Source organism: Streptomyces curacoi (genome assembly GCF_001513975.1).
GTDB classification, from domain to species: domain Bacteria; phylum Actinomycetota; class Actinomycetes; order Streptomycetales; family Streptomycetaceae; genus Streptomyces; species Streptomyces curacoi.
In genome coordinates this window covers 402,013-415,418 of record NZ_KQ947989.1, presented here as the reverse complement: position 1 = coordinate 415,418, position 13,406 = coordinate 402,013, and the positions used below count along the sequence as shown (strand labels likewise).

General features: G+C 71.7%; 9 protein-coding genes. 6 read left to right on the top strand and 3 right to left on the bottom strand.

Going from position 1 to position 13,406, the window contains the following annotated elements; genetic code table 11:
• The gene (locus AQI70_RS22005; RefSeq protein WP_062152709.1) at positions 1-2,703 is read left to right on the top strand and encodes a molybdopterin-dependent oxidoreductase; all 2,703 of its coding nucleotides are present in this window, start codon (positions 1-3) and stop codon (positions 2,701-2,703) included.
• A 479-nt stretch (positions 2,704-3,182) separates the two neighbouring features.
• The gene (locus tag AQI70_RS22000; RefSeq protein ID WP_062152707.1) at positions 3,183-3,539 is read left to right on the top strand and encodes a hypothetical protein; all 357 of its coding nucleotides are present in this window, start codon (positions 3,183-3,185) and stop codon (positions 3,537-3,539) included.
• Positions 3,540-3,693: 154 nt separating this feature from the next.
• On the opposite strand, the gene AQI70_RS21995 is transcribed toward AQI70_RS22000, so the two are convergent.
• Together AQI70_RS21995 and AQI70_RS21990 are read right to left on the bottom strand one after the other, a co-directional pair.
• The gene (locus AQI70_RS21995) at positions 3,694-4,605 is read right to left on the bottom strand and encodes a hypothetical protein (protein WP_062152705.1); all 912 of its coding nucleotides are present in this window, start codon (positions 4,603-4,605) and stop codon (positions 3,694-3,696) included.
• 10 nt (positions 4,606-4,615) lie between these two features.
• Positions 4,616-5,011: a hypothetical protein gene (locus tag AQI70_RS21990; protein WP_062152703.1), complete on the bottom strand. Its 396-nt coding sequence runs from the start codon at positions 5,009-5,011 to the stop codon at positions 4,616-4,618.
• Positions 5,012-5,131: 120 nt separating this feature from the next.
• Between AQI70_RS21990 and AQI70_RS21985 the strand changes: the two genes are divergently transcribed.
• On the top strand, positions 5,132-8,869 hold the full coding sequence (locus AQI70_RS21985) for a CHAT domain-containing tetratricopeptide repeat protein (RefSeq protein ID WP_079051417.1): 3,738 nt from the start codon (positions 5,132-5,134) through the stop codon (positions 8,867-8,869).
• Between the two features lie 284 nt (positions 8,870-9,153).
• Positions 9,154-9,876, top strand: coding sequence for a hypothetical protein (locus AQI70_RS21980; protein WP_062152698.1), 723 nt, complete (start codon positions 9,154-9,156; stop codon positions 9,874-9,876).
• Between the two features lie 16 nt (positions 9,877-9,892).
• Here AQI70_RS21980 and AQI70_RS21975 read toward each other — a convergent pair whose 3' ends face one another.
• Positions 9,893-11,023 (bottom strand): hypothetical protein, encoded by a 1,131-nt coding sequence (locus tag AQI70_RS21975; RefSeq protein WP_062152696.1) that lies wholly within the window; start codon positions 11,021-11,023, stop codon positions 9,893-9,895.
• Between the two features lie 485 nt (positions 11,024-11,508).
• On the opposite strand from AQI70_RS21975, the gene AQI70_RS21970 reads away from it, so the two are divergent.
• Together AQI70_RS21970 and AQI70_RS21965 are read left to right on the top strand one after the other, a co-directional pair.
• Positions 11,509-12,531 carry a Rieske 2Fe-2S domain-containing protein gene (locus tag AQI70_RS21970; protein ID WP_062152694.1) on the top strand — a complete coding sequence of 341 codons (1,023 nt, stop codon included), beginning with the start codon at positions 11,509-11,511 and terminating at the stop codon, positions 12,529-12,531.
• Positions 12,521-13,405, top strand: coding sequence for an SAM-dependent methyltransferase (locus AQI70_RS21965; RefSeq protein ID WP_159042696.1), 885 nt, complete (start codon positions 12,521-12,523; stop codon positions 13,403-13,405). The genes AQI70_RS21970 and AQI70_RS21965 overlap by 11 nt, the downstream gene beginning before the upstream one ends.
• The last annotated feature ends 1 nt before the right edge of the window (position 13,406 follow it).

The following is a 13,406-nucleotide window of genomic DNA, read 5'->3' as shown; positions in this document are numbered from 1 at the left end:
ATGGCGTTCCTGACGCGTATCAACGGCCGGGACAGCCACGAGCCGCCTGCCCCCGGGCAATGTCTGCGCACGTATCTGCGTCAGCAGGGCTGGTTCGGTGTCAAGAAGGGTTGCGACACGGGCGACTGCGGGGCCTGCACGGTGCACGTCGACGGCGTTCCCGTGCACAGCTGCCTGTACCCCGCTCATCGCGCCCACGGGCGCACCGTGACCACGGTGGAGGGCCTGGCCACCGACGGGCAGCTCCAACCCGTCCAGCGCGCCTTCCTGAATGCACACGCCTTCCAGTGCGGCTACTGCACCCCAGGTTTCGTCATGACCGCCGCCGCCCTCACTCCCACACAGCTGAGAGCCCTACCGGAGTCCCTGAAGGGCAACCTGTGCCGCTGCACCGGCTACCGGGTCATCGAGGAAGCGGTACGAGACGCCCACCGCCCCCAGGCGGCTGCCACTGGGGCGGCCTCCCGGGACGAGGATGCGTCGGCGGACGCTGCCGTCGTGTGCGGCATCGCGCCCTTCACGCTCGACACCCCGGCTCCCACGGGCATGCTGCACATCCGGCTGGTGCGCTCACCGCACCGTCATGCCCGCATCACGGCCATCGACACCGAGGCCGCCCAGGCCATGCCCGGGGTGCACGCCGTCCTGACCCACCAGGACGCTCCCGCCGTCCGCTTCTCCACCGCCCTGCAGGAGCGCACCAGCGACAACCCCGCTGACACCCGCCTCCTCGACGACGTAGTGCGCCACGTCGGGCAGCGGGTCGCCGTCGTCGTCGCCGACAGCCCCGCCGCCGCTGAGGACGCCTGCCGCCGGGTGCGCGTCACCTACGACGTCCTGCCCGCCGTCACGGACCCCGATCAGGCCCTGCGGGCCGGAGCGACGCGCGTGCACCCGAGCGGCAACCTCGCGCACCGGCTCCACACCGTCGTCGGGGACATCGAGCTGGGGCTTGCCCAGGCCGATGCCGTCCACACCCAGACATACAAGACGCACCGGGTGCAGCACACCGCACTGGAATGCCACGCCACACGGGCCTGGCGGGACGAGGACGGCCGCCTGCACGTCCACACCACCACCCAGTCCCCCCACCTGACCCGCCGTCACCTGTGCGCCGTTTTCGGCCTGCAACCGCACCAGGTGCAGGTGACCGCCGCGAGGCTGGGAGGCGCCTTCGGCGGCAAGCAGGAGATGCTCACCGAGGACATCGCGGTCCTCGCCGTCCTGCGCACGGGCCGTCCCGTCCAGCTCGAGTACACCCGCACCGAGGAACTCACTGCCACGACCACCCGCCACCCCTTCCACGTGACGGTCACCGCCGGGGCCCGCCGTGACGGCACCCTGACCGCCCTGAAGGTGCGCGTCGTCGCCGACACCGGCGCCTATGGCAACCACGGCCCGGCCGTCCTGCAAGTCGCCTGCGCCGAAGCGCTGTCGCTCTACCGGTGCGCGAACATCACCGTGGACGGCTACAGCGTCTACACCCATAACGTGCCCTCCGGCGCCTTCCGCGGCTACGGCATCGGCCAGATGGCCTTCGCCGTGGAATCCGCCCTCGACGAACTCGCCCACACCCTGGCTCTGGACCCGCTCACCCTGCGCGAGCACGCCTACCTGCGCCCGGGTGAGACCTCGCCCCTCGCCGACGGCGACCAACCCGCACCGACCGCGGACACCGGCCTCACCGACGTCCTGCGCACCCTGCGTACCGTCCGCGACCGACGCCCTCCGCCCTCCTCTGCCGCCGTTGACGCGCGGTGCCTCATCGGCCAGGGCCTGGCCGTCACCGCCCAGTCCACCCACCCCTCCGACGGCCACATCACCCAGGTCATCGCCCAGCTGCGCCCGGACGGCGACTACGACCTGATCACCGGCCCGCCGGAATTCGGCACCCGTGCCACCGATCTCCTCCGGCACACCGCCGCCACCGCCCTGGCCACCAGCCCCGGCCACATCCACTTCCGGTGTGCCGACACCGACCTGCTCGACCACGACACCGGAGGCTTCGCCTCCACCGGAGCAACCCTGGGCACCCAAGCCGTGCAGCGTGCCTGCCGCCAACTGCGCGAGCAGCTCCTGGCACTGGCCGCCGACCGAACCGGAGCCGACGCCGCCGCCTGCCGCCTCGAAGGCGACGTGGTGCACTGCGGCGACCGGCGCCTCCCACTGAACGAACTCCACGCCACTGCACGGCATGAGGGAGAACCCCTTCGCGCGATCGGCCGCGCCGAACCCTGCACCGGCCCGTCGCCCCTGGCGGTGAACGCCCACTGGTTCCGCATCGCCGTCCACCCGGAGACCGGCGCCCTCACGATCCTCGACAGCGTCCACGTGGCCGACGCCGGCACCGTCCTGAACGAGGCGAGCTGCAACGGCCAGATCCACGGCGCCATCGCTCAGGGCATCGGCACCACGCTGTGGGAGAACCTGTCCACCGAGCCAGACGGCCGTATCACCACCCAGGATCTGCGCAGCTACACCATCCCCCAACTCGCCGACATCCCCGACACCGAGATCCACTTCTGCCGGCCCACCACCCCTGACCGCGGCCCCAAACCCCTGGGCGAGGGCCCCTTCAACCCCATCGCCCCCGCCCTGGCCAACGCCCTGCGCGACGCCACTGGCATTCGCTTCACCACCCTCCCCCTCCGGGCGGACATGGTGTGGGCAGCACTGCACCAGCACCGAGGCGGACAACTTTGACTCCAAGCCACCCGAGCCAGGGCACGCCGTACGCGTCAGGCGCATGGGCGCATCCAGTACAGGCACAGGGCTGGCGCGGGTCTCTTTACTGGGCTGCACACCCAGCAGGGACGTATCGCCGTCGTGGCACCGGAGCGGCCGGCCAGCAGCAGCCGTGTTCCCGTCCCGTCCCGGCTTTACGTCTCTCGGTGCGGCATCTTGGCAGGTCAGCGAGTTGAGGTCCCGTGTGGGCGTCACTTGGCCGAAGAGCCTTGCTGGAGGTCTGTTCCGGCAAGCAGCCTCGGTGGAGCGAAAGGGCGACGGCATCCACGCCGCGCCACCTCGGACTTCGCGGGGAAGGAATCCGGTTCATGAATGCTCGCAGGCGTACTGCTCTTGCCGTATCGGCAGCCGCTCTCGGCGGCGGTCTTGCGCTGAGCGGAGCCACCGGCGCGGGCGCCTCGACGCCTGCTGGAGCCACTGTCCAGGAGGGCTCGGGAGTGGACTCCGCAGACGTCGGGGCTGCCGCGTGCACGGTGAAGAATTGGGGGTATTCGTTCTCCTACAAGTGCGACGACCCGCCCGCGTACGCGGACTGGGACGGCAACGGGACGACCGACGAGATATTCGCCATCGCCCCCAACCGCAAGATCTACCACTCCTGGGACGCGGCCAACGGCTGGAAGGAGATGCCCAACGGGGGGCGCGCGGACTACACCATCCAGGCATGCTGGGCTGACGGCCGCCGCACGATCACGGTGTCGGTGGGCAACGGCCAGTCCCAGGGTGTCCGCTGGTCGTCCCACTTCAACCAGCGGTGGATCGGCTGGTACAAGAGCGCCAAGTGCGACATCTGACGGACATCGCAGCGGGGCCGGGCCCTTCTGAGGTCCGGCCCTGGCGGGGGCACGTGTATTCGGCCTCGACGGCGCCCTTCGCAGGGGGAGTCCACAAGGCGACACAGAGGTTTCTGCGCTGACGCCTGACAGCGATCGGCCGCCCGCTCACCCGTCACCCGGCCTTCCTGAACAGCTCCGACATCCGGCCCCCCACCCCATGGCCCAGCACCGCCGAGTCCGCCCCGATCAGGCCGACCCGCTCGGCCAGTTCCCGGGCGTGGACGTCGACGGCGGCCTCGATGAGCTCGGCGAACGCGTCCAGGGCGTCGTGAGCGCGGGAGCGGGCGACGGCGGCGCAGCAGACGGCGACCAAGGCGGCCGGCCACCACCAGCAGGCGAGCAGGGCGTAGCCCACGGCCCAGGCGGCGAGGCGGGCGGCGGCGGCGAAGGAGTCGTGGGCGGACTGGATCTGGCGTACGGCGGGTTCGGGGAGAATGAGCCACAGCCGTGGCCAGAGGGCGGCGAGGTCCACTCCATAGGTGGTGTGGACGCGCTCCGCCGTCGCCTGGACGCGGTCGCCGTACCAGGTGGGGCGGGTCGGTTCGCGTAGCGCGACGCGGTCGCGGGCCTCGGCGAGGTTCTCGATGCGCGCCTGGACGTCCGGCGGGGCCGACGGCCGGCCGTTGGGCGCAGAGATGCCGTCGTGCGCCTCCTCGTACTGCGTGTCCAGCTGCCGCCACCTGCGGGTGCGGCGGGCGGTCAGGGCACGGGACAGCGGGTCGCGGCCGAAGCGGAGCCAGTAGCGCTCGATCGCGCCGCCGAGGAACTGCGCGGCGAGTGACGCCGCGGTCGCGGCGAGCAGGACGAGGGCGACCAGGAGCGCGGCGGTACCGGCGCGGTCGAGGGCGGGGCGGGTCGCGAGGTCGTCCAGCGTGGTGCGCAGCCGGTCGATGTCGTGCCAGTGGCGGTGGCCCAGGGTGGTGCCGACGGCTGTGGCGGCGAGGAAGAGGGCGCCGGGAAGGACCAGCAGATTGAGCCAGCGTTCGGCGAGTTTGGCGCCCAGAGTGGCGAGGAGAGGGTTCATACCGGCGGGGTCACTGGCCGGGGCCCAGACGGCGCTTGCGCATGCGGGTGCCGTTCACGGCGCAGGGCGGGGCGGGGAGCAGGTCGCGGGCTCGTTCGACCCGGGTGCACTGGGCCGGTCCGGGACATACGGCCACCTTGATGTCGTGCGAGATGCCGGGGACCCTCGCGCTCCGGGACTCGTTGACCAGGCCCCGTGCGTCTCCCGCTCGGCGCAGCGCCGTGTCCAGGGCGCGGTAGCAGGCGGTGAGTTCGTCGGCGCCCGCGCCGGACCGCAGCAAGTCCCTTGCCCGCTCGGCCTGGTCCCGGACGTCGGCGTCCTCCAGGTCATCGGGCGAGCCGAGCAGGACGCACAACGCCGCTGCGGCCCGATGGTCGGCTTGGGGGAAGTCGGCAGACGCGGTCATGGTCCAAGTGTGCCGGAGATCGAGCGGAGTTGAGCATGAGTTGACATGCTGTCGGAAGCGACGGCTGGGGGGAGTGACGGCGTGAGGTACGACCGGGACTGGTTTCTTCAGGCGGTTCGCGTGCGTCTCGACCGGGCGGCCGGGACGGCGGACGGGCGGGTGGACGCGGACGTGGTGTTCGGCCCCGCCGCGGATGCCGAACTGAGGGGACTGCTGCGGACCTGCGACACGAGGACCGACATGGCGGCCCGGCACGCGGCCGGCTGGCTCTGCGTCGCCCGTGCGATGGCCGACCCCGGGCACCGTGGCGCCGTACACGGGTGCATGGCCGGGACCCTGCTCTACCCGGTGTGGGTCTCCGATCCGGGGCTGGTGCCACCGGAGCTGGCGGCGGGCTACGCGTCCAACGATCCCGCCATCCACCCCGACCCGGCGAACGCGGACGGCCCCCACGAGTGGGCGGCCCAGGTCGCCGCGTTCGAGATCGTGGCGGAGGGGCGGCAGCACAACCCGCCGCCGGACGCCTCCGAGGCCGTCCGCCGGCTCCACGAGATGGCCGTACTGCTGGCCGCCATGTCGCCCTCGCGCGATGCTCAGCTCGCCACCGCGATCGGGCTCGCCAGTCTCGCCGTACTCGCGACGCCGGAGTACGACCCCTGGTTCCCGGGACGGCTCAGAGGGGTGACCGACATCGTGGCCCTTGCAGGGACGACGTGGCCGTTCGGGGACCTGGCGGACGCGGATCCGGTCCGGTTCGTCCGCGGGGCCCTCAGGCGCATCCCGGCCGACTCTCCCGAACGGGTCCTCGTCCTCGACGGCCTGGGCCGCCGGCTCCTGGACCGCTACCTGGAGTCGCACGACGCCGAGGACCTCCACGAGGCGGTGGGCATCGCGCGGGACGTACTGGCCCAACTGCCGCCCGGCCACCCGCATCTGCCCCACGGCTACGGCGCCCTGGGGCAGGCGCTGGTGCTGCTGCGGCAGGTGGAGGGCGCGACGCCCGAGCAGTGCGACGAGGTGGTGGACGTGTGCCGCCGGGCCGTCGACGGCCACCTGAAGGGACCCGCGGCGGCGGGGCACGACCTGGGTATGGCACTCGTTCTCAGGGCGCACCACACCGGCCGGGGGGCGGATCTGGACGAGGCGATCGCCGTGTTCACCGAGGCGCTGCGGGCGGCAGGGAATCCGGGAGAGACCGCCGCCCTGCGCAACGCTCTGGGCAACGCCCTGCGCGCCCGCTCCGTCGCGACCGGCTCCCAGGCCGATCTGGACGCGGCGCTGAGCTTCACCGACCTCTCCATGGCATCCGCGGAGGCGGCGGACGGCCCACAACTGCCGCTCATCGCCCCCGCGATGGCCCTGTACAACCGCTACCTGCGCGACCCGAAGGCGAACGGGGCGGATCTGGACGAGGCGCTGCGCCAACTGCGCCGCGCCGAGAAGCTCATGGCACCGGACCACCCGGACCGTCCCGCGGCGCTCGACGACCTCGGCCTGGTACTGATCGCCTGCTTCCAACGCTCGGGAAAGCCGGAGGAGTTGAACGAGGCCGTACTGGCCCATCGGGAGTCGGTGGCCCTCACCCGGGAGGGGCACGGGTCGCTCGGGCTGCGGCTGCTCAACCTCGGTGCCGCGTTGAGTCTGCGGCACCGGCTGATCGAGGACGGTGACGACCTGCGGGAGGCCGAGGCGTGCAGGCGCCGGGCCGCCGAACTGCCCGGCATGGGCCCCGCGCACGCGGCGGCGCTGGCGAGCTCGACCGGGCTCAGTCTCATGGCGGGCTTCGAGCGTGCCCCCGACCCCGTCGCCCGGCTCGACGAGGCGGTACGGCTCCTGAGGCAGGCGCTCTCCCTCACCCCGGAGGGCGACCCGATGCTGCCCCGGCGCCGCCACAACCTCGCCGTCGCCCTGCTGCTCCGCATCTCGAAGACGCTGCGGATCGACGAAGCACGCGAGGCACGCGAGCTAGCCGACTCGGTGATCGCGGCACTGCCCCCGGACTCCCCCGACCTGCCCAGCGCCCTTACTGTGGCCGCCAACGCACGGCTCCTGAGCCCCCGCACCCTGCTTTCGTCGGCCGCCCAGGACGAGGTGGTCGCGCTGTACCGCCGGGCGGTCGAGGCCACCCCGCCCGGCCACCCCACACGCACCCAGCGCCTGGCGAACCTGGGCAGGGCCCTGCGCGGTGTGGGGTTCCGCCGCCGTCGCCGTCAGGCCGATCTGGTCGAAGCGGCCGAGCGGTTCCGGGAAGCGGCCCTGGAGCAGCAGTGCGCGCCCGCCCTGCGCCTGGACGCCGCACGCGACTGGGGTGACGTCCGGGCGGAGCTGGGCGACTGGGCCGGCGCCCTGGACGGCTATGTCGTGGCGGTCGACCTGCTGCACTCCGTCGCGCCCCGCCATCTCGTCCGTGACGACCAGGAGTTCCTGCTGAGCCGTACCGTCGGGCTGGGCGCCGCTGCCGCCGCGTGCGCGGTGCGCTGCGGCCGGCCCGGGCTCGCGGTCGGGCTGCTCGAACAGGCGAGGGGCGTGATCCTCTCCCACGCCTTCGACGCCGACAGCGATCTGACCCGGCTCCGGGAGACCGCCCCCGGCCTCGCCGACCGCTTCGAGGAACTCCGGGACGTCCTCGACACGGCGACCGACAACCTGGGGCCCCTGCCGGAGGAACCGTCCGGCCCCGCCGACGCCCGCGCCGATGTGCGGCAGCGGCTGGCCGCAGAGTGGCGGGACCTCACCGCCCGGATCCGCGCCGAGCATCCCGAACTGGGCCTGCTGCGGCCGGTGCGGGACTGGGACGAGGGCGAACTGCGCGCCACGGCAGCCGCGGGCCCGGTGGTCCTCGTCAACGTCTCCCCGTACGGCAGCCACGCCCTGGTCGTCACCGAGCACGCCATCGACGCCGTACCGCTCCCGGACCTCGACCCCAAAACGACGGCGACGCGCCGACGGACCTTCCAGGACGCGCTGGTGCGCATCGACGCACCGGAGACCTCGCGCAAGCAGTCCCAGCGCGCGCAGCAGGACGTACGGGAGACCCTCGCCTGGCTGTGGCGGGCGGTCACCGGCCCGGTCCTGGACCGGCTGCCCGGGGCGACCCGGGTGTGGTGGTCGCCCGGCGGCCTCCTGGGCACGCTGCCCCTGCACGCGGCGGCCCCCGCGGACGCCTCTCCCGGCGCGCTGGACCGGGTGGTCTCCTCGTACACGCCGACCCTGCGGGCCCTGCACCACGCCCGCCTGCGCGCCGCCCGCCCGGCGGGCGGCGGAACTCTCGTCGTCAGCGTCGCCGAGGCCGCCGGACAGGCCGCGCTCCCGGGCGCCCGCGGCGAGGCCGACCATCTGGCCCGTCTGCTCCCCGGGGCGGAGCTGCTGGCGGACGCCGCCGCCACCCACTCCGCGGTCGTGTCGGCCCTGCACCGGCACGCCTACGCCCACTTCGCCTGCCACGCCCTGGGCGACCTGGAACGCGCCTCGGGCAGCCGGCTCGTCCTGCACGACCACACCGAACGCCCGCTGACCGTCCGCGAGTTGGCCCGGCTGCGGCTGCCATCGGTCCGGCTCGCCTACCTGTCCTCCTGCGACACCCTGCTCACCAGCCCCGAGCTCGCCGACGAGGCCGTCCACATCGTCAGCGCCTTCCAGATGGCGGGCTTTCCCCATGTCGTCGGCTCCCTGTGGCACGTCGACGACATGATCGGAAGGGAGGTGGCGCTCAGCGTGTACGACACCCTGAACAGGGGCGACGGCACCCTCGACGTCGCCCGCACGGCCGAGGCCCTGCACCGCGCCGTACGCACCCTGCGCGACACCTATCCCCAGACGCCCAGCCTGTGGGCTTGCCAGGTACACGCGGGGCCCTGAGAGGGAGGCCAACATGGAGCCGACAAGAGAATCCACCGCACCGGCGGCATCTCCGATCCCGCCCGGACCGCGGAGCTTGAGGAGGCAGCGCGCGGCTCCAAGGGCCAATTGTGGGCCGATACGCCGTGTTACAGCGGGCCGGGCAGGGAGTTGTAGCGGATACGGCCCCGCCTGTGCGGGAGCCTGACGGGTCTCGCCGCGAGGGGACCTTTGTGCGGAACCTCGTACGGAGCGATCGGGGCGGCACGCTCACTAAACTCAACTGCCACAGGGGAGGGGCGGAAATGTTCGGGTTGATTTCGACACTGGCGGAGATCCTGTCCTCGCACTGGGGGAGGTTGCTCGACGGCAGGCAGCTCGGCCGGGATGCGGCTGTCGCCCGGCACTTGATGCGCGTGGTGGTGGCGCTGCAGGATCTGTGCCTTCGCGGCGAGCAGCTGCTGGTGCTGGCCGCGAAGCTCCTTGATGGCGAGGGGACACCGGAGACCTCGGCGGAGTTCGCTGGGACCCTGGACCAGCAAGCGCGTGAGGTAGCCGGTCTGCGGTCTCTCCTGGACGAGTCCAAGGGGCTGATGGCCACCATCGACGCACAGCTCTACCTGGACCTGGCGCCTCTCGTCGACCAGAAGTCCGGCCTGCTCACACGGTGGGGCCGTCAGGCAGCGCTGAGCGAGTTCTCCACGACCACCCTGTTTTTCCTGCCCGCGGGCGACCTGGCACGTCTCATCGAGACCGGCCGGGCGAGCGCCGGCCCCGATGGGCTGGACGTGCAGCGCACCACGTACGTGGTTGCCGTCGCCGACAGCATCCGTAACACCCGCTCGCGGGAGGTGCGCGACATTCGCCTCGCTGCCCAGGGCGTCCAGGACCGGGTGCGCGCGGAGATCGCGTCCGCGCGGGCTGACCTGGCGCGTGCGAAGGAGTACTGCTCGACGCTGCGTGGCGCGACCGAGACAGCGGTCGGGCCCGAGGCCATGGCCAGGCTCCGGCGCACACTCCTGCCGTGAGGGAGGCCCGGCCGCGTCAACCGTCTTTCCGAGTCGGACTCATCCGAACGACACTGGCCTGGTCGCGGCGATACCGCATCGCCTGGTACAGCTCAGGATCCCTCGGATAGCCCATCGCCGCGAAGGCGTAGGTACCGGCCCCGCTGGCCAGGATCGTCACCTGCGCGAAGCCCAGCATGGCCGCGAGGCGCTCGGTGTTGAACATCATCCGTTGGAACAAGCCGGTGTGCGCCAAGGCGTCCGCGATCCGCACCTCGTCGACGTGCAGCGCGGCCTTGTCGGACCAGCTCAACTCCAGCAGCGCCTGTGCGTCGCCCTCACCCAGCATGACGTCGACGCTTCCGCCCCCGCCCGGGTACAGAGCCACATCGGCCCGCGCCGCGTCCAGGCCGTTCAGCAGCGTCTCGACGAACCGTGTCGGCGTGAGCGGCATCGAGGCCCGCCAGCACGACACGAACTCCTCGTCCAGCGCCACAGCGGTCAGCCTCGGCGCCAGCCGACGGAAGTCGGAGACGGCCACACCGGCGGCGGCCGAGGGACCGTCGCCTTCTCCCCGGGCAGAGGCTGTCAGCGTGAGTCGAGACGCCTCGTGCATCAGCTCGTCCCACACCGGGTCCGCCCGGAACGGCGGCAGCGGCACGTCTGCGCCGAGGGCGGCCCAGGCACGCTGCCACCACGCCACGCTGCGCACCGGCCGCAGCCCGGCCAGCGTGGCCGCGACGATGGAGCACCGCACGAGCAACAGAGTGGCTCCTGCGCCGTCGAGCTCGATCGGCTCCGGCTGCTCGCAGGCCAAGGCCGCCTGTTCGGCCGCGCGCTCCATCTCGGTGTAGGCGACGATGTGTGGGGCATTGGCGATCCGGAACTCAATGGAGGAGTCGAGGACGGCGCCCGTGTCCACCGGGCGACAGACCACGTCGTCAGGCGTAATGATCAGCGGCCACACTTCCCGCTCGTCGCCCATCACGAACTCCACGGCGGGGTCCCCGTTCGGGGCCCAGATGCGCTTGTACCGCCTCACTTCGGCGACGTCGATACGCACAGTGTCATCGATGGCGGGGACGTACACGCTGACCTGGCCTGCCGTCACGACAGCCCGGGGCCCCCGCAGCCCCTCCAGCGCTTCGATGACGTCAGCAGCCTCCATCACTCACCCCCGCGTGCCGATGTTCTCCACGCTGACCATCCTCGCCCCTCCACGGCCTGCATGTGGAGACTTCCGAAGGACCTGGCCACATGGTGCGCCAGCCCGTCTGCCGTCGGCTGCAGTTCAATCAGCGAAGGCGGGTCCCTAAGCTCGGTTGCCGGGCTCCGCCATGGACGGGGCCCGGTCGCCGCGGCGCGGGCGTTGGCGCTCCAGGAACGCGGCGCTGTCCCGGGCGCTGGTGGACCGTCAAGCTCAGATCGCCGCCGGCCTGCCGCCATCGTGCCTGATGCGGCGGCATCTGTCCGGCTCGGACCGGTACCGAGGGCGCGGTGCCGATGGCGTGCTCTTCCACGGTGACCGCCGGGCGTCTGCATGGGCCACCCGGACGGGGCCGGTGAGCGTGTCGCCGGGGTTGTGGTCAAGGGCTCCGTGATGCTTGCCCCTGGTGCTGTGCGCAACCGGAGGTGTCAACTCGCGTGGCTTCCATGAGCAAGGAACTGCCTCTCCCGTATCCCGACGGCTGGGCCGCGGTCGCGTTCGGCAGCGAACTCGGGACGGGAAAGGTGATCCGTACCCGCTTCATGGACGAGGACGTCGTGCTGTTCCGGACACGCGACGGTGTGGCCCAGGCCGTGACACCGTACTGTCCGCATCTGGGCGCGCATCTGGGGTACGGCGGGCGCGTGGTGGGTGACCGAGTGGTCTGCCCCTTTCACGGGTTCGCATTCGACCGGACCGGCGCCTGTGTGGCAACCGGATACGGAACGCGGCCTCCGCGAGTCCGTCTCGGGACCTGGGAGACCACGGAGGCCAACGGGCTGGTCTTCGTCTGGTACAGCGCGCGGGGAGTGCCTCCGCAGTGGGAGGTTCCGTCGGCGTTGATGGAGTCCTTCCCGTCTGTCATGCAGTGTTCGCGTCTTCTTGCCACCCATCCGCAGGACACGGTCGAGAACGGGATCGACCTCGGGCATTTCCGGTACATCCACGGCCTGACAGACGTACAGGAGGGCGAGTCGTTCTCCAGCGACGGGCACCAGGCACGCTATGCGCTCGCCGGGGTGAAGAGTTTTCCTCCCGGCCTGCTCCTGCGAATGGAGATCACCACGCGGCTGTGGGGCCTGGGCCTGAACGTCGTCGACACGTACTTTCCTCAGCTCGGCGTCACGTTGCGAAGTCTCGTCACCAGGACTGCCACCGGGCCGCACCAGGTGCGGTTGCGTGCCCGTGTCAGTGCCCGACCCGATGCGGGTGGCAAGCCGTTCCCGCCCACGTCGCGCCGGTTCCGTTCCCTCGCCGCCCTGCTCACCGCGGCAGCGCGCCCGGCGTTCACCTCGCAGCTCGCTCTTGACGTGCCCGTCTGGGCCCACAAGAGCTACATCCCGCACCCGCCCCTTGTGCAAGGAGACGGACCGATCAATCTCTACCGGCGTTGGGCACGCCAGTTCTACTCGGCGGCGCAGCCCGTCGACGGCGTCACAGTCGAGAGGAATATCAGCCTTGAGCAGTGAAGCGACCCGATTGGCGAGAATCCAGGAAGTCGTTTCCGAACGGGAGAGCCGCGAGCGGAACTACGTGGAGATGGTGACGAGCTACTTCGAGCTCGTCAACGACGTGTACCGCTCGGGCTGGGGGGAGTCGCACCACTTCCCGCCCTTCTCGGACGGCCAGTCCCTCGCGGAGGCGCAGCGGACCGCGCAGTGCCGACTGGCCGACCGGGCCGGGCTTCGGCCGGGCACCCGTGCACTGGACATCGGCAGCGGGGTGGGCGGCCCCGCCCTGACCATCGCGGCGCATTCCGGCGCCCATGTGACCGGCCTGGACCTCACTCCTGTGCGGTCCGAGTGCGCGCGGACCAGGGCGGCCGAGCAGGGACTGACCGCACAGACGGACTTCGTCGAGGGCGACGCGCTGGACATGCCGTTTCCCGACGGCTCGTTCGACGCCGTCTACAGCTTCGACTCCATCGTCCACATGCCGGAGAAGGAGCGGGTGCACCGTGAGGCCGCCAGGGTGCTGAAGCCGGGAGGCGTCTATCTCGGGTACGACTGGCTGGCCGCCGACGGCCTCGGTGACGAGGAGACCTCCCGGTTCATCGAACCCATCTGCCGCCACCACTGCCTGACCCACCTCTCCACGCCCCAGACCCTCGCCGGCCATCTGCGCGACGCCGGGCTGGATCCCGTGCGGGTCGCCGACGCCTCGGAGCAGGGCAGCCTGGAACCCGTGTGGCTGATGCTCGACGAGGCGGCCGATCTGCTCGACGACAGCGACGACGTCACACCGCTGCTGCGGTTCATGCAGCGGGGGATCCGCGTGCTGTCCGCCGCGGCCCGGGAGGGAGCGTTTCTCGTCGGTTACTGGGAGGCACGCAAACCGGCGTGAT

Excerpts from the sequence above, each read along its gene's own strand:
- AQI70_RS22005 (WP_062152709.1), top strand. The coding sequence starts at position 1 with ATGGCGTTCCTGACGCGTATCAACGGCCGGGACAGCCACGAGCCGCCT.
- AQI70_RS21995 (WP_062152705.1), bottom strand. The coding sequence starts at position 4,605 with ATGAACCCTCTCCTCGCCACTCTGGGCGCCAAACTCGCCGAACGCTGG.
- AQI70_RS21990 (WP_062152703.1), bottom strand. The coding sequence starts at position 5,011 with ATGACCGCGTCTGCCGACTTCCCCCAAGCCGACCATCGGGCCGCAGCG.
- AQI70_RS21980 (WP_062152698.1), top strand. The coding sequence starts at position 9,154 with ATGTTCGGGTTGATTTCGACACTGGCGGAGATCCTGTCCTCGCACTGG.
- AQI70_RS21975 (WP_062152696.1), bottom strand. The coding sequence starts at position 11,023 with ATGGAGGCTGCTGACGTCATCGAAGCGCTGGAGGGGCTGCGGGGGCCC.
- AQI70_RS21970 (WP_062152694.1), top strand. The coding sequence starts at position 11,509 with ATGAGCAAGGAACTGCCTCTCCCGTATCCCGACGGCTGGGCCGCGGTC.